This is a genomic window from Paenibacillus taichungensis (assembly GCF_003287275.1).
Lineage (GTDB): Bacteria > Bacillota > Bacilli > Paenibacillales > Paenibacillaceae > Paenibacillus > Paenibacillus taichungensis_A.
Window position 1 is genome coordinate 1 of record NZ_QEVW01000002.1, and the last position, 19,002, is coordinate 19,002.

20 protein-coding genes are annotated in these 19,002 nt (G+C 46.0%); 11 read left to right on the top strand and 9 right to left on the bottom strand.

All coding sequences use genetic code 11. The features are described from left to right. Window positions 1–105 precede the first annotated feature (105 nt). The 3 genes from DC345_RS02355 (at window position 106) to DC345_RS31580 (ending at window position 2,522) form a co-directional block, all read left to right on the top strand. Window positions 106–1,086 (top strand): glycoside hydrolase family 43 protein, encoded by a 981-nt coding sequence (locus DC345_RS02355; protein ID WP_113051749.1) that lies wholly within the window; start codon window positions 106–108, stop codon window positions 1,084–1,086. Window positions 1,087–1,279: 193 nt separating this feature from the next. Further along, window positions 1,280–2,128 carry an EcsC family protein gene (locus DC345_RS02360; RefSeq protein WP_113051750.1) on the top strand — a complete coding sequence of 283 codons (849 nt, stop codon included), beginning with the start codon at window positions 1,280–1,282 and terminating at the stop codon, window positions 2,126–2,128. Between the two features lie 232 nt (window positions 2,129–2,360). Continuing rightward, window positions 2,361–2,522, top strand: coding sequence for a hypothetical protein (locus DC345_RS31580; RefSeq protein WP_181586444.1), 162 nt, complete (start codon window positions 2,361–2,363; stop codon window positions 2,520–2,522). 166 nt (window positions 2,523–2,688) lie between these two features. Here DC345_RS31580 and DC345_RS02365 read toward each other — a convergent pair whose 3' ends face one another. Then, a complete protein-coding gene (locus tag DC345_RS02365; RefSeq protein ID WP_113051914.1) occupies window positions 2,689–3,957 on the bottom strand; it encodes an MFS transporter in 1,269 nt (422 codons plus the stop codon). A gap of 215 nt (window positions 3,958–4,172) precedes the next feature. Between DC345_RS02365 and DC345_RS02370 the strand changes: the two genes are divergently transcribed. Then, window positions 4,173–4,385: a hypothetical protein gene (locus tag DC345_RS02370; RefSeq protein ID WP_113051751.1), complete on the top strand. Its 213-nt coding sequence runs from the start codon at window positions 4,173–4,175 to the stop codon at window positions 4,383–4,385. Window positions 4,386–4,535: 150 nt separating this feature from the next. Here DC345_RS02370 and queF read toward each other — a convergent pair whose 3' ends face one another. The 6 genes from queF to DC345_RS02400 form a co-directional block, all read right to left on the bottom strand. Further along, entirely contained in the window at window positions 4,536–5,027 is a 492-nt protein-coding gene (queF, locus tag DC345_RS02375) for a preQ(1) synthase (RefSeq protein ID WP_062323912.1), read from the bottom strand. Between the two features lie 153 nt (window positions 5,028–5,180). Then, window positions 5,181–5,933, bottom strand: a complete 753-nt coding sequence (queE, locus tag DC345_RS02380; RefSeq protein WP_113051752.1) for a 7-carboxy-7-deazaguanine synthase QueE — start codon at window positions 5,931–5,933, stop codon at window positions 5,181–5,183. Further along, window positions 5,926–6,417, bottom strand: coding sequence for a 6-carboxytetrahydropterin synthase QueD (gene queD, locus DC345_RS02385; protein ID WP_113051753.1), 492 nt, complete (start codon window positions 6,415–6,417; stop codon window positions 5,926–5,928). Before queD ends, queE begins: the two co-directional genes overlap by 8 nt. Beyond that, on the bottom strand, window positions 6,414–7,103 hold the full coding sequence (gene queC, locus DC345_RS02390; RefSeq protein WP_113051915.1) for a 7-cyano-7-deazaguanine synthase QueC: 690 nt from the start codon (window positions 7,101–7,103) through the stop codon (window positions 6,414–6,416). The genes queD and queC overlap by 4 nt, the downstream gene beginning before the upstream one ends. Before the next feature lie 363 nt (window positions 7,104–7,466). Then, on the bottom strand, window positions 7,467–8,171 hold the full coding sequence (locus DC345_RS02395) for an AIM24 family protein (protein ID WP_063564567.1): 705 nt from the start codon (window positions 8,169–8,171) through the stop codon (window positions 7,467–7,469). An 18-nt stretch (window positions 8,172–8,189) separates the two neighbouring features. Further along, on the bottom strand, window positions 8,190–8,645 hold the full coding sequence (locus DC345_RS02400) for a hypothetical protein (RefSeq protein WP_113051754.1): 456 nt from the start codon (window positions 8,643–8,645) through the stop codon (window positions 8,190–8,192). Window positions 8,646–8,985: 340 nt separating this feature from the next. Here DC345_RS02400 and DC345_RS31585 point away from each other — a divergent pair, with 340 nt between their 5' ends. From DC345_RS31585 to DC345_RS02410, 3 genes are all read left to right on the top strand, one after another. Beyond that, a complete protein-coding gene (locus tag DC345_RS31585; protein WP_181586446.1) occupies window positions 8,986–9,153 on the top strand; it encodes a hypothetical protein in 168 nt (55 codons plus the stop codon). Between the two features lie 207 nt (window positions 9,154–9,360). Next, the gene (locus DC345_RS02405; RefSeq protein ID WP_146752093.1) at window positions 9,361–10,065 is read left to right on the top strand and encodes a hypothetical protein; all 705 of its coding nucleotides are present in this window, start codon (window positions 9,361–9,363) and stop codon (window positions 10,063–10,065) included. A 162-nt stretch (window positions 10,066–10,227) separates the two neighbouring features. Beyond that, the gene (locus tag DC345_RS02410) at window positions 10,228–11,193 is read left to right on the top strand and encodes a helix-turn-helix transcriptional regulator (protein WP_113051756.1); all 966 of its coding nucleotides are present in this window, start codon (window positions 10,228–10,230) and stop codon (window positions 11,191–11,193) included. A 55-nt stretch (window positions 11,194–11,248) separates the two neighbouring features. Here the strand turns inward: DC345_RS02410 and DC345_RS02415 are convergent, their stop codons facing one another. Continuing rightward, window positions 11,249–11,920 (bottom strand): 3'-5' exonuclease, encoded by a 672-nt coding sequence (locus DC345_RS02415; protein WP_113051757.1) that lies wholly within the window; start codon window positions 11,918–11,920, stop codon window positions 11,249–11,251. A gap of 443 nt (window positions 11,921–12,363) precedes the next feature. Between DC345_RS02415 and DC345_RS02420 the strand changes: the two genes are divergently transcribed. The 4 genes from DC345_RS02420 (at window position 12,364) to DC345_RS02435 (ending at window position 16,967) form a co-directional block, all read left to right on the top strand. Beyond that, window positions 12,364–13,584 (top strand): FAD-dependent oxidoreductase, encoded by a 1,221-nt coding sequence (locus tag DC345_RS02420; protein ID WP_113051758.1) that lies wholly within the window; start codon window positions 12,364–12,366, stop codon window positions 13,582–13,584. Next, window positions 13,578–14,309 (top strand): FAD-dependent oxidoreductase, encoded by a 732-nt coding sequence (locus tag DC345_RS02425; RefSeq protein ID WP_113051759.1) that lies wholly within the window; start codon window positions 13,578–13,580, stop codon window positions 14,307–14,309. Before DC345_RS02420 ends, DC345_RS02425 begins: the two co-directional genes overlap by 7 nt. A 415-nt stretch (window positions 14,310–14,724) precedes the next feature. Continuing rightward, a complete protein-coding gene (locus tag DC345_RS02430; protein WP_113051760.1) occupies window positions 14,725–16,464 on the top strand; it encodes a proline--tRNA ligase in 1,740 nt (579 codons plus the stop codon). Between the two features lie 287 nt (window positions 16,465–16,751). Then, on the top strand, window positions 16,752–16,967 hold the full coding sequence (locus DC345_RS02435) for a hypothetical protein (protein ID WP_181586447.1): 216 nt from the start codon (window positions 16,752–16,754) through the stop codon (window positions 16,965–16,967). A gap of 84 nt (window positions 16,968–17,051) precedes the next feature. On the opposite strand, the gene DC345_RS02440 is transcribed toward DC345_RS02435, so the two are convergent. Next, complete coding sequence (locus DC345_RS02440; RefSeq protein ID WP_113051762.1) at window positions 17,052–18,851, bottom strand: 5'-nucleotidase C-terminal domain-containing protein; 1,800 nt, start codon at window positions 18,849–18,851, stop codon at window positions 17,052–17,054. Window positions 18,852–19,002: the final 151 nt, after the last annotated feature.

A 19,002-nucleotide genomic window follows, 5' to 3' on the forward strand; every position in this document is an offset into this window, starting at 1 on the left:
CGGAGCGTCCGCGGTGCACCACCAATAGGTTTTACATTTTTCGCTCGAAGGTTTCCAAATCTCCACTCCGAGCCATACACACACATTTGAAAGGGGAGCATTCCCATGACTGATTCCATTACATTTACCAATCCCATCCTGGAGCAACGTGCTGATCCGTGGGTGTACCGTCACACCGATGGGTACTATTATTTCTCCGCTTCGGTGCCAGCCTTTGACCGGATTGAGATTCGTCGTGCACAAACGCTGGAAGAGTTAAGAGATGCTGAGCCGGTAACGGCATGGCACAAACGTGATACAGGACCGATGAGTGCCAACATATGGGCACCTGAAATTCATTTTATCGATGGAAAATGGTACATATATTATGCAGCAGCTCATACCAGCGAGACGAATGAAGGTCTTTTCGACCACAGGATGTATGTGTTGGAGAATGATTCTCCGAATCCACTGGAAGGTGATTGGGTGGAGAAAGGACAGATTCATACGCGCTGGGAAACATTTGCATTGGATGCAACGACTTTTGAGCATAAGGGAATTCGTTATCTGGTCTGGGCACAGAAGGATCCGGACATTGTGGGTAACTCGAACCTGTACATCTCCGAAATGGAAAATCCGTGGACACTGCGTGGTGAACAGGTCATGATCGCAACACCAGAGTACGACTGGGAGATCATCGGCTTCAAGGTAAACGAAGGGGCGGCAGTGTTGCATCGAAATGGGCGGATCTTCATTGGTTACTCTGCGAGTGCGACCGACTATAATTATTGTATGGGTTTGCTTACTGCGGATGAAGATGCAGACTTGCTTGATCCAGCGAGTTGGGTGAAATCGCCAAAACCAGTATTCCAAACGTGTGAAGCGAATGGTCAGTATGGTCCGGGTCATAACAGCTTTACGGTATCACCGGACGGCAAAACGGATATTCTGATCTATCACGCGCGAAACTACAAGGACATCGAGGGAGATCCTCTCTATGATCCAAATCGTCACGCCCGCGCGCAGGTCATTCGCTGGAACGAAGATGGCACGCCTGACTTTGGAGTCCCTGTTCCAGATGGGAATGCTGCGGCAGAAGCGAAATAATAATACTGCTAAAGTTTTAATATAGTAAGCCCTTAGTCAGCGAGCCATGCTGAATAGGGGCTTTTACTTATGTACACATTGAAAAGGGAGACATGAAGACGGATACGAGAGACAGCATAGAAGCAACCATCCCCTAACCTCTGCGTATGAGGAGTATACAATTCACTATACACATAATATTAGGAGGCCATATATGGATTCGCGTGAGACATTGGACCGGGAGCTGGAACAGATTTTAAAATGGGAAAAAGGGCAGAAGGACTTGTTTATTTGGGACAAAATTGGACGTTTGCCATTTGCCATGCTGGATAAAGTTATGCCCAAAGCGCTGAAACAGAAAATAGGAGACTCGCTGAACGAAGTCGGTCAGTATGTGCAGAATGGCGGGAAATTTCTCGTTCAGAAAAAGAAGGTGGCGGAGCTGCTGCAAGAGGAAGCAATCAAATCCGGTTATTTCATGAAGGCCGATATCTCTTACGAAGACCAGGATGGAGAGACAAAAGATACGACGAAAATTCACAGTGTGGAAGGCTTGCCGCTTGAAGTGCTGGATCGCACTGCTGATAACATTACGGACAGTCGAACGAGGTTTGCTGCTGCACAAGGGGCTGCAACAGGTATCGGTGGCATTGTAACGATTGCTGCAGATATTCCAATGGTCATGGGGCTTTCCCTGAAGGTGCTGCAGGAGATGGCGCTATGCTATGGATACGACCCTGACGAACCCCAAGAGCGCATATTTATCGTCAAATGTCTGCAATTCTCCTCCGCCGATATTGTGGGCAAGAAAGCAATTATTGATGAACTCGCCGATTACGATAATCCGGACAAGCAGGTTGAGGTTATCTCTCAAATGCAGGGTTGGCGGGAGGTTTTTAATTCCTACAGTGAATCGTTTGGGTGGAAAAAGCTGTTCCAACTCATTCCGTTTGCCGGTATGGTATTCGGTTCGGTGAGCAACAAAAATACGATTCGTGATGTTGCCGAAGCCGGAAAAATGTTGTATAAAAAGCGCCTGATTCTTCAGCGCCTTTCACAATAAGATCCATTAACCAGAAGGGCTGTACGGACACAGCCGCTGGACTATGACTCTGACGCTAACGAATCTATGACATTCTATTGTGGCTTATGGAAGGCTGCGCCGACTCTAAGGAATCCCATTATCGCTATTTGTATGATAATCAGGCAAAACGATGCCAAATCAGACTAAACATAAGGAATAGAGTGTCTGTGATTCGTTACATTGGCGGATTGCCAGAAAGGATGCCAATAACGTGCACTGGATTCGTTACACACATGTCATCCTACTGAATTCGGTTATTTTTGCAGGCTCGACTCAGCTGCCAAAGCTCTTGTTGGCTAATCACGCTTGTCATGAAGCAGGATACCGCACGGTTCACGCTAACGCTGCCGCTGACAACACAAAAACGGGATAAAGCCTATTCATACAAGGCTTTATCCCGTTGGTGCAAGAAGAGGTAACCATTCGAAGTGGATTAACCACCTGAGTTTTACATTTCACAAAGCTGCTTTAACAACTCTATTTTGTTTCGTTGAGCATCGAACATATAAACTTGTTAAATCTGTCAGATTAAAAATTAATTAATCTTCGCTCCCGTTCTCTTCCGCCCAGCGGTTCAGCAATTTATCCGATGGAAGCAGGAAGGTAAAGATACCGATCAGTGGCAGGAAGCTGCACATCTGCATAACTGGAGATACGCCGAACACGTCGATCCAGTTCCCCAGCACGAGTGCGCCCAGACCGCCCATACCAAATGCCAGACCGGTAATCAGGCCGGAGACGGTCCCAATTTTGCCGGGAATCAGCATTTGTGCATACACAACGGTCACCGAGAAGCTGGACAACATGATGAACCCAATAATACTCAGCAACACGGCTGTCCAGAACAGATTCGCATAAGGCAGCAGCAGCGCCAGTGGAGCGGCTCCGGCCATCGACAGGAAGATCATGTTGCGTTTACCGAAGCGATCCGCCAGTGGACCGCCAAAGAACGTACCAAGAGCCCCAGCCGCCAGGAACAGGAAGATATAGATCTGTGCGTCCTCTGTGGACAAGTTGAATGTATCCTTCAGGTTAAACGCATAGAAGCTGCCGATTGAAGCGACATACCACGAACGGACAAAGACGAGCAGAATCAAAATGGTTATGGCAGCAGCAATCTTTTTACGTAATGCTGGATTGGGAGCACGACGAGCTGCAGCCTGTCTGCGCAAATATCCTCCCGATTGCAGCATGCGTCCATACCAGCGAGCGATATAAATTTGAACCGCGATTCCCGCAGCAGCAATGCCCGTGAAGCCGATGGCACCGAACAACCCAAACGGGATGAAAATCCATCTGGTAAGCAATGGAGCCAGAGACTGACCTGCATTGCCACCTACCTGGAAGATTGACTGAGCGAGACCCCGACGAGGCCCGGCGGCCATATGGGATACCCGTGAACCCTCTGGATGGAACGCCGCCGAACCGAGACCAACAAAGATGACGGAGATCAGGACAGCCATATAACTGTCGGCGAAGGCAAGCAAAAGCATACCGGTGAACGTAAAGCCCATGCCGATGGGCAGAATGGAAGGTGTTGGTTTTTTATCAGCAAACCAGCCTACAACAGGCTGCATGATGGACGCAGTAAAGTTAATAGCAAACGAAATCCATCCGATCTGTGTATACGTGAGATGCATGGAGTCTTTCAGAATCGGAAAAATAGCCGGAATGACCGATTGGATTGAATCGTTGAACAAATGGACCAGACTGATGGCAATTAAGATCCGGTAAACGGTACCTTGTGCATCCAATCCGGGTGGAGCTTTCGAACGCGCAGCGGCGTCTTTGGATAATGAATTTTGCATGGACATGAACAGTTCTCCTTTGGTCGCGGTCACGAGGGATCAGCGCCTGATGATGTGATGTGCCTAAGCATATTGTTACATAATAGGACAGATTTGAAAGGTCGACAAGGGGAACAGGTGAAATTAACCTTTTCATTATAATGTAAACTATTGATATACTTTAAAGAATCTACTATTAAAGTTTACTAAATCAGAAATTAAAAAGACTGATCAATATGAAATCGCTATCACTATATGTTCTTGCCAAACGTAATTTGGCGATGACCATTCTATTTATGGCAGTCATGACTTTTCTGACTATCTATGTTGCCTCTACGTCTCTGTACTTTGCTATCGGATTTTTTGTGGTTGTTCAGTCTATTGGTGTACTTATGCTGAGACATTACATCAAAAAAGTGAAAGAACTGAAGGAAGATCATAGTACTTGAATGCTAGTCCAATCATACGATTGATTGCTAACGCTCACGTTCCATAGCATACAAAAAAACAAAAGCCGAACTTCTTCGGATAGAAGAGTTCGGCTTTTGTTTGTTCTATAATTTTATTTTGCACAAAGCATAATTGATGTATCTGCCAAATTAACGATTATCAATCGTCTCCGGGTACATATCATGATTCATCATGCGGTGTTCAGCCATTTGCTCATATTTCGTACCTGGTTTGCCGTAGTTGGTGTACGGGTCGATGGAAATGCCGCCGCGCGGCGTGAATTTGCCCCATACTTCAATATAGCGTGGGTCCATCAGCTTAATCAGGTCGTTCATGATGATATTCACACAATCCTCGTGGAAATCACCATGGTTGCGGAAGCTGAACAGGTACAGCTTGAGCGATTTGCTCTCCACCATTTTCACATCCGGAATGTAGCTGATATAGATCGTCGCAAAATCCGGCTGACCCGTAATCGGGCACAGGCTGGTGAACTCCGGGCAGTTGAATTTGACAAAATAATCACGGTACGGATGCTTGTTATCAAAATTCTCCAGGATTCCCGGATCATATTCAAACGTATATTTTACACCCTGGTTACCCAGTAATGTTAGATCTTGCATTTCATCAGGTTGTCTCATCGGTTCTTAAACGCTCCTTGTTTCCGTCAAAGCCCGAAGCCTCGCGGTATATATGAATAGGCGATTTTGCCTGTCTAATTCTTTTCTTTCATTAACTGAGGACAATTCATTCTCATCCTTACATCATGCCGCCCATTCCACCCATATAGCCCATCAGACGCCGCGTTTGTTGCCCCACACAAGGGTATGCAGCTGTGGCAGCACACGAACGTCGTTCAGATCAGCGGATGCACTAACTTGCTCAATCAGCCATTCATAACGGGCAAGCAGCGAAGATGCCAGATCTGGCGTATCGGCAGAAGTGACGTCCGGGTTCCCGGTCTGCAAAAATAAATCCGTGCCCGGATACCGTGCATGCACACGGCGGGCATAGTCCAAATCTATCCCATCGAAAATCACGATTTTCAGACTGTGGCTTCGTCCCACCGGGCGAGCAGCCAGTCGGTGGATCAGATCATCCAGCACGGCCCAATCGGTTTCCATGCCGGAGCTGGGAGGCTTGGGCGAGACGGTGACTTCGTCAATGTCCGCCAGCCAAGACTGCCAACGGGAGCCCTGCGTTTCTACCGCGGTGCGGATGCCGTTCTCCCGGAGCAGCTTAACCAATCCGCCCAGCGAGGCGAGCAGGGCAGGGTTGCCTCCTGAGATGGTCACATGAGAGAAGCGTGATCCGCCAACGCGGCGCAGCTCGTTCCACACGTCCTCCGGCGTAATCATCCGAATCAGATCCTTGCCGCTGCCGTCCCAAGTAAAGGCCGAATCACACCAGGAGCAGCGATAATCACAGCCCGCGGTACGGACGAACATCGTTTTCTGCCCAATAACCATGCCTTCGCCTTGAACCGTGGGGCCGAAGATTTCCATCACAGGAATACGAGCCTCTTTGATCTGTTCCACACTACTCATCGATCATCCACTCCCGTCTAGCCTCGGCGTAACTGGTTGGCGTCTCGTATAAGCGGACAAACTCTGTTCGACCACCCTCAGTTAATGTGGCATACGGTTCTGTCTGCAAGGCATGTTCCATCTGCTCGAACAACCAGACGACCATATTTTCAGCAGTTGTGTTCATGAGGGGAAGGGTTTCGTTCAAATACTGATGATCCAGATACCCTTCAATTTGTGTTTTCCATATCTCCTTGATATGTCCAAAATCAACCGTCAGTCCGGTCTCACCCGGGTAACCGCTAATGCCAAAAACAACTTTATACGTATGCCCGTGCAAATTCTTGCACTTGCCTTCATAACAATGCAGATGATGCGCAGCGTCAAACGTAAACTCCTTGCTGACAAGTACACGTTTACGATGATAGCGAAGCTGTGCAGGGAGGATGTCTTCACCAATCCGCTGCAATCGTTCCACAATACGAAATGTTCCGGGTTCTCTCATCGTACATCTGCTCCCGCAGTTCCAACTATAGCAGAATCATTGCGTTGCTCCAGATAGCGATCCAGTCCGGCTTTGCGCAGTTTGCAGGCAGGACATTCTCCGCAGCCATCGCCGATAATCCCGTTATAACAGGTCAGTGTGCGCTCCCGCACATAGTCGAAGGCACCAAGCTTATCCGCCATTTTCCATGTTTGGGCTTTGTCCAACCACATCAGTGGGGTGTGAATAACAAACGGGTAGTCCATGGACAGATTCAGAGTTACATTCATCGATTTCACAAACGAATCCCGACAATCCGGGTAACCGCTGAAATCCGTTTCGCATACACCTGTGACTAGGTGACGAGCCCCTTTTTGCTTCGCCATAATGGCTGCAAAACTGAGGAACAGCAAATTCCGCCCATCGACGAACGTACTCGGTAGTTCACCTTCTTCATGCGTAATCTCCACATCCGTACGAGTGAGAGCATTGGGCGCGAGTTGGTTTAACAAACTCATATCCAGTACCGTTTGCTGTACACCCAGATCGCGGGCGATCTCTGCGGCGCATTCAATCTCCAGCTTGTGACGCTGGCCGTAATCGAAGGTAACTACCTCAACCTCAGCAAATTGCTGTTTGGCCCAGAACAAACAAGTTGTACTGTCCTGACCGCCGCTGAATACAACGACTGCTTTTTCTTCGTTCAACATAAAAAAACCTCTCCATCTTCTTAAGATCAATCCATGCACATAGGCACAGAGTGTCGGAAGAACAGAGAAGTTCATGAACTGGCATCCATCAAAAAACACACCTTCTCGTATGCTGCTCAAAAAAAAGCAGGCACGATCTAGTGTCCTTAGTTTTTTACGTACGTTTGTTACCTAAAATGTACGCAAGACTTATTGACCTTATTAAAGGTCGAGTCTTATAGAGGGAGTTCGCGAACCTCTCCCATGCCATAGGCATGGATTTTCTTCTTCAATTGTCCGGTACAGTATAACACATTTCCAATACGGCGAGCATGCTTTCCATGAGAACCCATTTATCGCCGAGTATAACGTCATCTGGACTCATTTGATTAATACATTTCCAAAAGGAATGACTTCCTTCAGAATGCGCTTAAATAAGCCTTCATCATTCATATCCTGTTCCAGTCTATGGTTTTCACGGCCTGCCTGAAAGAGTACAGAGCCATGTCCTGTCATCTTCCAATGATAGTTCATATGCTGGCTGGCAAGGTTGTTCCCATATACGGTGAGTTCAAGCTGCGCGTTCTCGGGATAGGCGATAATACTGCCTGCATCCACGTACAGCGGTGCGGTAGGGTGCAATTCCTGCTGGCAGACCTGACCTTGTGTCAGCAATCCAATCTTGCCTTTGCCCGAAAATTTCATTTTCACTGCATCCCGAGTGATCAGCATGTTTTTGATTTTCTGAATTTTGGTGTGCATCGTAACGCCGTCAGAGTAGAAGAAAAGGTGGCGGAAGTCGTACAGCAGATCACTGTTCTCGCTCAATTCAACTTCCTTCATGGTGAATCCGGGAGGCAGGGCGGCCACAAATTGACAAGGCCCGGTAATTTCGGATTTGATGAGCTTTTTTTTACGATAGATACCCGAAATATTCATAAATTTATCATTCCGACTGCTGCTTGGGCCGCGAAAAGCGACAATTTGCTGGGGATGGAGAATATGAAGGCGGTCGTCCTGGATCAACGAGAACGTGACCACTTGTCCGGCTCCGCCAGCTTCGGCATTATTCAGGTGTATGTGCATGCGGTTGCTCCTGTTCTTTTATACTCGGCCTGAACGGCGACGCATTCCCCAGCGCATCACCCGAATCAGAATAAAGTATCCCAATATGAGTGAAACGGCTGTGATAATCATCGTTTGAATGCGTTTGGCAGTTGCCGTTTTGGCATCCTGATCATTTTGCAGCTTGCTCACCATGTCAGTCAGTTTTTCGTTTTGCGCCAGCAGCAACTCGTTCTGTGCCTTGAATGCTTCGACATTTGCCTGGGCTTGTCCCAATTGGGCAGAAGTCTGATTCAATTGCTCCAGCGTCTGTTTATAGCTTTCCTGCAAGGCGTTCACTTCTCCAGGAAGTTCGGAGACTCGTTCCCATCCACTATAGATATCGGAGAATATATTGGCATTTGCTGCACTGACTGTTGAAGTCAAAGAAACAGTAAACAATACACATGTGGTGAATAACACCCGAATGAAATAACCCTGAATGGATTTTGGCATGAAAGGCACCTTCTTTCGGTTACATAATCGTTTGCCGATTTCGTCATCATTTGTTGAAATACGGCTCTTACATTATACGTCAAAACCAGGACAATGGGTTCAAGATGATGTAGTTTTAATTACCCTATATGAGAATAAATCAATACATGCGGACAGCTGTTTAATTTTACGGGAGCCGGGGTAATAGAAGGACAGGGCGGCATTCCGGACGGTCCTGACATCACTCTTTTACTTCAGATCCGGGTGCTTGCTATTCATATTAACGAAATTTGTAATTTAATGAGTGAAAACAATATATCCGATTTTTATGAAGATCGTGAATACGAAGGAGTAGAAACGTATGTACACAAATAAACAAGCTGCAGCAACCAAAACGATTATGATCACTGTAAATGGTGAGCCAATCGGGCGTGAATTGATTATCGACAGTATTACTTATGCTCCAATCGCAGAACCTGATTCTATACAAAATTCACACAAACTGGGAATGAATACTTCTACGATTTAAGTTAGGACTTGTCATATAAAAGTGGTCTAAAAGCTTGGCATACTGCCAGGCTTTTTCGTCGTTTATTGTCGTAATTACACGGATTTAGGGACGAGAAACTAATATTATGGAAAAATTTCCTGCGAACATATGTTCCGTGACAATATAGTGTCCATTTACCCTGATAACTTAGAAGATAATACATATAAATCGGGGGAGAGACTACCAGTGAACTCAGTCTTTGAAGTATCTTATTCGTGGAATAGAGAGGCCATACCGACAGGGGGAGCGGACCCCGTATATATGATGGTAGAGTGGCGTAATGGTGCCCCTGCCAAAAGACTCAGGAAAATAGCACCCAAAATTGTGTCGCGAGACTTGGAACTTTTGCTCAAACCGGAATTCGGAATTAAGCTTAAAGGCATCTACGGTTGTCGTTCCAAAGAAACGGATATCGGTTGGGTTCTAAGACTTGGAGATGTATACAAGGGAGAGAGTAAACAAATTTTACTCGAATTCGCCATGGGACCTCGTGTATCGGGGAAAAGTGCCGTATGTTCAGCTTATTGGAGTACGCGAAAATTGAAACAAAGCCAGAGAGTACTGCTGCGCAGAGAACAGTTATACATTCAGTACACCAGTCATCTGGGGATGCTGCGCCAGCCGGAAGATCCTAAGGTAGAGAAGACAATCAAATTAAATGAAACAGTTCCTCTGATTAAACAAGCTTTGCGCGCTTATGAAAGAGGTCGTACACAAGAGGGCAGCGACATGCTGCGTCGTCACGCAGATGCTTTGTTAATTGAAGCGGCACGTAAACAGGATCTGGATTATTATGCGGAAGCCGAAATTGTGGAGAAACTTCGGCACCATTACGGGATTACTTTTGATTCCTTGGTTCATAATCGTGGAAAAACGATGTTAGGTGAATAGGGATAAAGAACTAGGGATGTTGGTTCAGAAAGGAATGTTTCTACATAAATTTTTGAAGGTGAAGTCAAGGAATAAGTCGAATGTACTAAACAACATAATAATAAAAAAATGGATGGAGTTGTATCGAATTTATTGAAACAACATCGTGGAGGGTCCGGCAAAATGACAGACCGACTGATCCGATTAATGCGCATTATAACTCTTGTGCAGGCCAAGCCGGGTATTCTGGCCCGTGAGCTTGCCGAGCGGTGCGAGACAACGGAAAGGACGATATACCGCGACATGGAGGCCCTCAGTGCAATGCATATCCCCATCGCCAATATGGGACACGGGAGAGGATACATGTTTATCAGCCATTTTGCTATGTATCCGCTGAATTGGTCTGATGAAGAAGCTCAAGCCTTTATGCACCTGGCAGAAGTCATGGAGAATATTCGTCCGTTGCTGAAGCCTGCTTTTGAGAGCGCGTATGAGAAAGTGGTTGCTTCGAGTCAGAAAAACAAAACAGAGCGTGTGGAATGGTCTGAGCAAATTAGCGGGTTGTTCAAGGTGGGTACTTCTGCTTGGCAAAATGAAAGTACCGAACTTCTGAATCATTCCCTGGTGACCTTGCTTCAGGCTGGAATTTCCCAGAACACTATTGAAGGAGAGTATCTGTTTCAAGGTAAAAAAGGGATTGCACGAATGGACCCCTACTGTCTTATTCCTCGTGAATACCGATTTGATCTGTTGGCGTATTGTCACCTGTCAGAGAAACTGAGAATATTTCAAGTGAACCGTTTGTACAGGGTTCGGATTTTGCCACGCACGTTCCGCAAAGATGATTACCTTTTACAATCTCACTTCCGCACGCCACAGGAACTTAGCGGCAGTACGGAGTGGACTGCATTCAAAATCAGATTCTCACCGCACGCTGTGGAGCGTGTCATGCAGGAGCAGTTTTTTGCACGCCCCATCTTGACGATTGAACCGGAGGGCACGTTGTTGTTTGAAGCCATATTGAGTGATGAAGAAGGATTTCTAACGTGGTTGTCTCAATATGGACCCGATGCCGAAATTCTGGAACCCGAGAAATGCCGTCTCATGATGAAAGAACGTCTGGAACGTTGGAGGGAGATCTACAACTGAACTTCAATGCAGATCATGGCTGGTCTGACTTTGTTCAACATGCAGTCGTATTCCATTATTCGTTGGACTTGAACAGGTGTGCAAGGTTACCGAAAGGAGAATCTTTCTCGTCATCTTCTACACTACTGGAATAGACCACTTTGGATGTGATGCCCTCATCATCTGCGGCGCAATTGGTTTCCAACTTGAACTGATCAAATTGATGTATGAATACTTTGGCTGTATTAATGGCATCATCCAAAGCGCGGTGCTGGGTGCCATCGAATTCAATACCGCACAGTTCAAGAGCCTGAGCGAGTCCAAGCTGACGGAATTTTCCTTCCTTGCGTACTGTGCGTGACCATTGCTGCTGAATATCATTGTGGTTGGTGATCCAGGCTACATCGAGCTGATGAGTGCGACAATGAGAGATCAGTTTGGTGCGGTCATCTGGTCCCCAGGAGCACATGTAATAGGATTCAGTCCCCATCCAGGCAATAAATTGATTCAGCGCTTCCGGAAAAAGAGGGGCTGCGTCGATGTCTTTCTGCGTAATCCCCGTAAACTGAATCGTATCGGCGGACAGCACCGATTTATTGGATGGACGAACATAAGTATGGAACGTGTCCGACACGAACAGGCCGTTCTCACCTTCCGTTACTTTGACGGCACCTATATCTATAATTTCAGAAGAGTAACGTGTATTGCGACTTACCGTGAATTCAAGATCATAAATAATATATGGCATAGGACAAACTCCTTTATCAATTAATACATGGTTTCTATTTCTCTATATTACAGGGAACGCACGGCCATGTCAGCCATCGCCCAGCAATTCATGGAGAGTGAGTAAAAACCGTTGGGGAGTGTTGAAGTCTCTTTTTATATGAAGTGTATAGGTTTACTATGCCTTTACATTGCAAAAAGGGGTCTTTATAATGGATAAAGTTAGGATGCAGTCCAAGTTTTTGTTGTCATTGTTATGCACAATCGTAGGATCTTAATCATGACATGAGGCCAATATAATCAACATTTCCTGACATGGTGAAAACCGTTGGGGAGTGTTTTTTTTATGGATATTTTTATGGTTAGAGAGGAGGACATAATAGCTTTTTGTTGGAAGAATATACGAGTTAGTGATACATTAATAGCTTTTATGAATTTACATTACATAGTGGAGGATTAATTATTTTGGTTAGCAAAAAAATGAAAGTAACAGTAATTACGGTCGCTGTATTTATTATTTTATTTAGTGTAGCTTATGCTGCCTTTTATATCTGGAACAAGAACTATAAATTCAATAATAATTATGTATGGCAGCCATTGGAGACTGTCCAATCGAGCACAACGCTGTCCGATTCTTATAACGTTATTGTTGCTGGAACTGATCCGGAGGGAATTACGGCTGCGTTATCTGCTGCCCGCAATGGGATGAGGGTATTGTTGGTTGAGGCAAGAGATCGCAACATGCTGGGAGGTTTGATGACCGAAGGGGGGCTTAATACGTTAGATTTGAATTACTCCCCTAATCAGCCACAATGGTTGAGCAGTCTTCGACAGCCTGATTTTCTGAATAAAGGGATTTTCCAGGAATGGTTTGACCAGATTGAGGGCAGTTCATTTGATACCCATACAGCGGCTAACGTTTTCTATCGAATGATTCATTCCGAACCTAATATTGATCTTCTGATGAATGTTAAACATTTGGAGCCCATTACTGAGTCTGTCTCGGGAGGGCAAACTACAATTATGGGAATGAACATAACCAAAGAAGATGGAACCATTATAAAAATTGCAACACGTTCAATCATTGACGCTACTCAGGATGCAGATATTGCAGCGGCTGCTGGAGTTCCATATTCCATAGGAAGACAGGACATTGGAGATGGCAAGTCCAAGATGGTCTCTACGCTCGTATTTAAGCTAAGTGGTGTTACAGATGAAGTATGGCAAAAGTTCAGGGAAAGAGAAGGTACGGGTGTTGATAAAATGAGTGCCTGGGGATACGGTGATGCGCGAAAATATGAATCGACTGATCCGCAACGCATCAAAATTCGCAGTCTGAACATTGGGAGACAAAACGATGATACCATCCTGATCAATACGATGCAGATCTTTGGAGTAGATCCGCTGGATCCGGCATCAGTGAAAGATGGGTTGGAAATAGGGCGGAAGGAAGCACCTTTGATCGTTGATTTTTTGAAGAAAAATTACGAGGAATTTGCAGGGCTTCAATATGCCGGAACGGCGGATGAGCTCTACGTGAGGGAATCACGTCACATCTATGGGGAGTATCGTCTGACACTTGCCGATGTTATGGAGAATCGTGATCATTGGGATGCTATTGGATATGGTTCATACGATATCGATATTCAGAGTACGAGTGTGGGCAATCCTGCACAATTATGCTGAGTCCGGTTCAATATGGCGTGCCTTTCCGTTCGCTTGTTCCGTTGAAAGTTGATGGTCTGTTAGTAGTGGGACGAGCAGCAAGTTATGACACGATTCCACATGGGAGCGCAAGGGTCGTCCCTCTGGGGATGGCTACTGGAGAAGCTGCTGGAGCAGCGGTCAAACTGGCATATGTGCATAAGGAGTCCTTCAGGGAAATCTCAGCTTCTGAGGAGCGTGCAGCCGAATTGCGTAAGATGCTGGAGAAACAGGGCATGGATCTATCGATGCACAGTTTTGAGAAGCCCGAGTACATGGAGCATAAGGATTATAGGGGGTTACTTGCTGCCGCGAGTATGTACATGGCCTCAGGTAATTATAATAATGATGGTTGGGATCTGGATACGGCTATGAATCCGGAACGCTACTTGAGTAAATTGAAAAGACTGCAAGCCATGTTTCCAACCTTTTATACAGGCAGTGCAGATAAAGTTGTTCTGAGTATGAAGAATGCTTCCGCTTTACCTTTAACTCTGGATCAGGCCGCGTATATGCTATGTTTGGCAATGGGAGTTACTGAAGCTGAAACTACACCTGAATTGGCACTTACTCAATTGCAAAAGCAGAACTTCTTAAGTGAGGAAACGCTTGCTGGGATAGCAAACAAAAACGAGCTTACGAATGGAGAAGCGTACATGCTCATCCGTGATGTGGTCGAATATTATTCGGGGGTAGTATTCGAGTGAATGGTTGACAATTTCTTGTAGATACACTATGTTGATCAAAATGATAACAGCGATCAACGAGGACATAATTACGTCAGCCAGCTTCTACAGAGAGGAAACCGCTTAGTGCAAGGTTTCTGTTGCTGTTTCGTTATTCCTACCTCGCGAGCTGCGGAGGAGAAGGCCTGAACTGGCCTGTAACCTTCGCCGGATGGGCCCGTTATGCCCTAAAGGACTGCACGTTCACGTTGCATAGGTTGCAAACGTAGAACCGGTTTATGGCCAATGCCTTGATGTTTTGATGGCAGGTCAGCCAGCAAAGTGCAGTTAAATAAGGGTGGTACCACGACACATTCGTCCCTTGACGGATGTGTTTTTTTGCTGTTTACAACCTGATTTACAATAAAATGATTAAAAGAATAAGGGGTGTGACAAGATGCGTCAAAGTGAAATGCTTGTTCCAACATTACGTGAAGCACCAGCAGAGGCAGATGCAGCAGGGCATCGCTGGTTACTGCGCTCAGGAATGATTCGCCAACTTGCTGCAGGGATATATAGTTACCTGCCCTTAGGACGTCGTATCTTGCTGAATGTCGAACGAATCGTTAGGGAAGAAATGGACCGTGCAGGATGTCAGGAAGTATTGCTGCCAATCATGCAGCCTGCTGAGCTATGGGAAGAATCCGGAAGATATACACAGTATGGCCCTGAGTTGATGCGTCTGAAGGATCGCCATGCACGAGAATTCGCCCTGGGTCCAACTCATGAAGAGGTTGTGACTGCACTGGCTCGTGACGAGGTTAATTCCTATCGGAAGCTGCCGTTTACACTTTACCAGATTGGAACCAAATTCAGAGATGAACGTCGCCCAAGGTTTGGGTTACTGCGGGGACGGGAGTTCATCATGAAGGATGCGTACTCTTTTGCTTCCGATTGGGAAGAATTAGACCGCACCTATCAGGCCATGAATACGGCGTATTCGCGCATTTTGGAACGTTGTGGACTGGAATATATTCGAGTGGAAGCCGATGCAGGCACCATTGGTGGTCAGGGGGAGACCCACGAATTCATGGCACTTGCAGATGTGGGAGAAGATACGATCGTAACTTGCAAACATTGTGGATATGCCGCAAATCTGGAGAAGGCGGGATATCAGACTTCTGGATCTTCTGCTGAGCTAGAAACGGTTGATCAAGCTGATGGGAATGCCGAAGGGGATACCTTGGTTCGTATCCAAACGCCAGGTGTACGAACAATCAATGAGTTAAGTGCCTTTGTGGGCAAGGATGCTCAGAACATGATCAAAACATTGCTTTATCAGGCCGATGGTGAACTGGTCGCTGCGCTTGTTCGTGGGGATCATGAATTGAATGATATTGCGCTGAAGCAAGTATTGGGTGCAGAGGAGCTGATTCTGGCTGATGAAACAGCCCTTGCAAGTCATCCGAATTTAACTGTAGGTTTCCTGGGTCCTATTGGACTGGATCTGCCGATTGTAGTAGATGCGGATGTAGCTGCAATGGAACGTGCCATTACAGGCGCGAATGAAGTTGATATGCATTATTCCAACGTAGTTCCAGGTAAAGATTTTGCTTTGGACAAAGTAGATCGAATTCGTTTCGCTGCTGAAGGTGACGGCTGCCCAACCTGTGGAGAATCGCTGGTATTCACAAAAGGAATAGAAGTCGGGCATATCTTCAAGTTGGGAACCAAGTACAGTGACGCTATGGGAGCATCCTTCCTGGATCGCAATGGACGGCAGTGCGCACCTGTAATGGGTTGTTACGGTATCGGTGTGTCTCGTCTGATGGCCGCTATTGCTGAACAATATGCCGGAGAGGATGGCATCCGTTGGCCGGCAGCCATTGCACCTTATCATATACATCTGATCCCAATGAGCTGGAAAGATGAACAGCAACGCGAACTCACGCTGGAACTGGAACAACAACTATTAGATGCCGGATACAGCGTATTGATTGATGATCGGGATGAACGGCCAGGGGTGAAGTTCAAGGACTCGGAATTGATCGGATTGCCTGTCCAGATTGTTATTGGCCGAGGTGCGGCCGAGGGACAGGTGGAATTTGGATCGCATGTTCTTGCAGCACGAGGTGAATCCAAACGAATCAGTATGTCGGCACAAGAGGCTGTAAGTCAGGTGAAGGAACAACTATAGTCCGGAATTAAAAACATATTTCCTTATGAAACCGTGCTACGTGTCTCTATATAATAGAACGATGTATAATAGGTCCGGATATTATGCGATAAGAGATGTTTGTGGTTATGTAACGGATTAAAGCATTAAAAAGAGGGCTATAGTCATGTAAGAATGCAACACTATTTGCGTATTGTCATACCAAATAACTAGAATTTGAAAAATTGTATTCTGTATACAGTCGGTTTGTTCATAAGAGCTTCAGATGTGGTGTGCCCGTTACGTATACGTGTGCAAATATGCAAAAGATGGACGAAAAGTATGTCGATTCAAATGTGAAAAATCCGCATGAGAGTGGCAATTATGTGGATTTCTTCTATAGTCCGAGGTTGGAGACAGGCAATAAAGTGGTTTCTCAAAGTGAACCCTGGGATTTATTTTTGCAGCAAAGCTATATTCAGGCAGGCGGGGAATGTTGCACATCTTTAGGTGACCGTTTGTTGATAGGAATGATTGGAAAATAGAAAAGGGTGTCCATCAGCTGTTATGGCTTGAGGGACACCCTTCCTTTGAATTTTAATGGTACAACTATCTGCTCGTCTCTGAACTTAAGAAGCTGCAGGCAGTTTCAATTGTTGACCTGGATAAATCCAGTGTGGATTTTTGATCTTGTTCAGCTTTTGCAGAGCTTGCCAAGTGGTGCCGTATTGTTTGGAGATGGAATACAGGGAGTCTCCGGATTTTACAACATGCACTTTGGCTGGAGCTGGTTTGCTTGGCGTCGGTTTCGACGGTGTTTCTGGTTTTGGTGTCTCTGGTTTCGGTGTAGTTGGAGCTGGTGTTTCCGTTACTGGAGCTTCCGGTTCAACCGCAGGAGCTTTTGCTTCCTTGATCCGACCGTCGGTTTTAATATCTACAGCGCCCAGTTTTTGCATGTATTCGATCAACGCTTCATCCATAGCACCGTACATGCCGGACGTTGTGTATTTCGCAAACATCGTGTACTCGTCACCGCCAACAGCAGTGAAATCATTCGTAGCCAATGTGTATGTTGCTTTTGGATCAAGGGCTTTATCTCCGATCATGACGGAGTGTACACGGCTACCTTTTTCAGCGGAAGAATCAATGCTGAAGGTCATGCCGGATACTTGTGGGAATCCGCCACTTGGTTCTGGATAAGATCCTACACCGTTTTCAAGGGCTGCCAGTACATCGGAGCCTTTTACTTCAAGCGTTACAACCTGATTGCCAAAAGGAAGGACAGTAATGATATCACCTTTAGTTACGATACCTTTTTCAATGGAAGAACGAATACCGCCACCGTTTGTGAGTGCGATATCGGCTTTGCTGACGTCACGGATGGCATCTGCCAGCAGATCACCCAGATTCGTTTCACCTGCGCGTACTTGTTCACGTTTGCCGTCCAGCAGAATCGCTGTATTGGCTACTTCTTCTTTCAAAATGGGTTCTTGTTCTTTTTGAATGGAGTTCACCAATGCGGCAACTTTCTCATTCGGCTTGATGTCTTTTGCTTCCGTTTCATCAATCAGTGTTGCTTGTTTTTTCGTTACTTTACCGCCATCAACCCACAGGTCGATCACGCCTACAAAGTTTGTATACTCACCGGCGCTTGCGATCAGTGTGCCGTTATCGGATACAAGTCCATCTTGCAGAACTGTATGGCTATGACCGTCGATGAAAACATCAATGCCAGGCACTTCTTTTACAACTTTGAAGCTAGTATCGGTGCTGGACGCGTCTTGTCCAAGGTGTCCCAATACAACAACAACATCTACTTTGCTGCGAATTTCGTTCACGAGAACTTTGGCTTCCGCAGTTGGGTCTGTAATATCAAGACCTTCCACATTTTTCGGATTTGTTTTGTACATCGTTTCCGGTGTAGTCAGCGCAATGATACCAATCTTCACGCCGTCTACTTCTTTAATGAGGTAAGGATCGAAGAGACGAGTTCCGTCTTTCTTTTTCACATTGGCACTGAGCATAGGGAAGTTCATCATATCCGCAAGTTCGATGAGGCGCTCGGAACCGTAGTTGAATTCGTGGTTACCCGGTACAATCGCCTGATAACCGATTTCGTTCATGACTTTGACAATGCTCTCACCGTTAACGAGTGTAGCAAAGGTTGTACCATGCACTGCATCTCCGGCATCCAGCAGAAGGGTATTTGGGTTTTCGCTACGGTATTTGTCCGCAATTCCAGCAACTTTGGCGAAACCCATCGCAGGTGAGGACTCAACTGCGCGTGCGTGCGTGTCATTCGTATGTAGAATAGTAATGTGCTTACCAGTGCCTGGATTGGTATCCGTTGCAGCAGCGGCAATGCCTACACTGCCGAACAGCAAACAGAGTGTTAGCACAAGTGAAACATAAGTCTTCCAGATTTTCATATGAATCAGTAACCTCCCCGAAATAATAATCTACGTGAGCGTTTGCACAACTCATGTTGTATTTTACCAGACTATTATTAGGAAATCTCGTGATTCACGTAAAAATAGGTAACCTGAATGTGACATCTAATTTTCATAGTGGAAGATTAAG

What these genes read in the sequence shown, in the direction of transcription:
- DC345_RS02360 (WP_113051750.1), top strand. Translation starts at nt 1,280, where the DNA reads ATGGATTCGCGTGAGACATTGGACCGGGAGCTGGAACAGATTTTAAAA.
- DC345_RS31585 (WP_181586446.1), top strand. Translation starts at nt 8,986, where the DNA reads ATGTACACAAATAAACAAGCTGCAGCAACCAAAACGATTATGATCACT.
- DC345_RS02430 (WP_113051760.1), top strand. Translation starts at nt 14,725, where the DNA reads ATGCGTCAAAGTGAAATGCTTGTTCCAACATTACGTGAAGCACCAGCA.
- DC345_RS02410 (WP_113051756.1), top strand. Translation starts at nt 10,228, where the DNA reads ATGACAGACCGACTGATCCGATTAATGCGCATTATAACTCTTGTGCAG.
- DC345_RS02435 (WP_181586447.1), top strand. Translation starts at nt 16,752, where the DNA reads ATGGACGAAAAGTATGTCGATTCAAATGTGAAAAATCCGCATGAGAGT.
- DC345_RS02365 (WP_113051914.1), bottom strand. Translation starts at nt 3,957, where the DNA reads ATGCAAAATTCATTATCCAAAGACGCCGCTGCGCGTTCGAAAGCTCCA.
- DC345_RS02415 (WP_113051757.1), bottom strand. Translation starts at nt 11,920, where the DNA reads ATGCCATATATTATTTATGATCTTGAATTCACGGTAAGTCGCAATACA.
- DC345_RS02400 (WP_113051754.1), bottom strand. Translation starts at nt 8,645, where the DNA reads ATGCCAAAATCCATTCAGGGTTATTTCATTCGGGTGTTATTCACCACA.
- DC345_RS02370 (WP_113051751.1), top strand. Translation starts at nt 4,173, where the DNA reads ATGAAATCGCTATCACTATATGTTCTTGCCAAACGTAATTTGGCGATG.
- DC345_RS02425 (WP_113051759.1), top strand. Translation starts at nt 13,578, where the DNA reads ATGCTGAGTCCGGTTCAATATGGCGTGCCTTTCCGTTCGCTTGTTCCG.
- DC345_RS02395 (WP_063564567.1), bottom strand. Translation starts at nt 8,171, where the DNA reads ATGCACATACACCTGAATAATGCCGAAGCTGGCGGAGCCGGACAAGTG.
- DC345_RS02440 (WP_113051762.1), bottom strand. Translation starts at nt 18,851, where the DNA reads ATGAAAATCTGGAAGACTTATGTTTCACTTGTGCTAACACTCTGTTTG.
- queD (WP_113051753.1), bottom strand. Translation starts at nt 6,417, where the DNA reads ATGAGAGAACCCGGAACATTTCGTATTGTGGAACGATTGCAGCGGATT.
- DC345_RS02355 (WP_113051749.1), top strand. Translation starts at nt 106, where the DNA reads ATGACTGATTCCATTACATTTACCAATCCCATCCTGGAGCAACGTGCT.
- queF (WP_062323912.1), bottom strand. Translation starts at nt 5,027, where the DNA reads ATGAGACAACCTGATGAAATGCAAGATCTAACATTACTGGGTAACCAG.
- queE (WP_113051752.1), bottom strand. Translation starts at nt 5,933, where the DNA reads ATGAGTAGTGTGGAACAGATCAAAGAGGCTCGTATTCCTGTGATGGAA.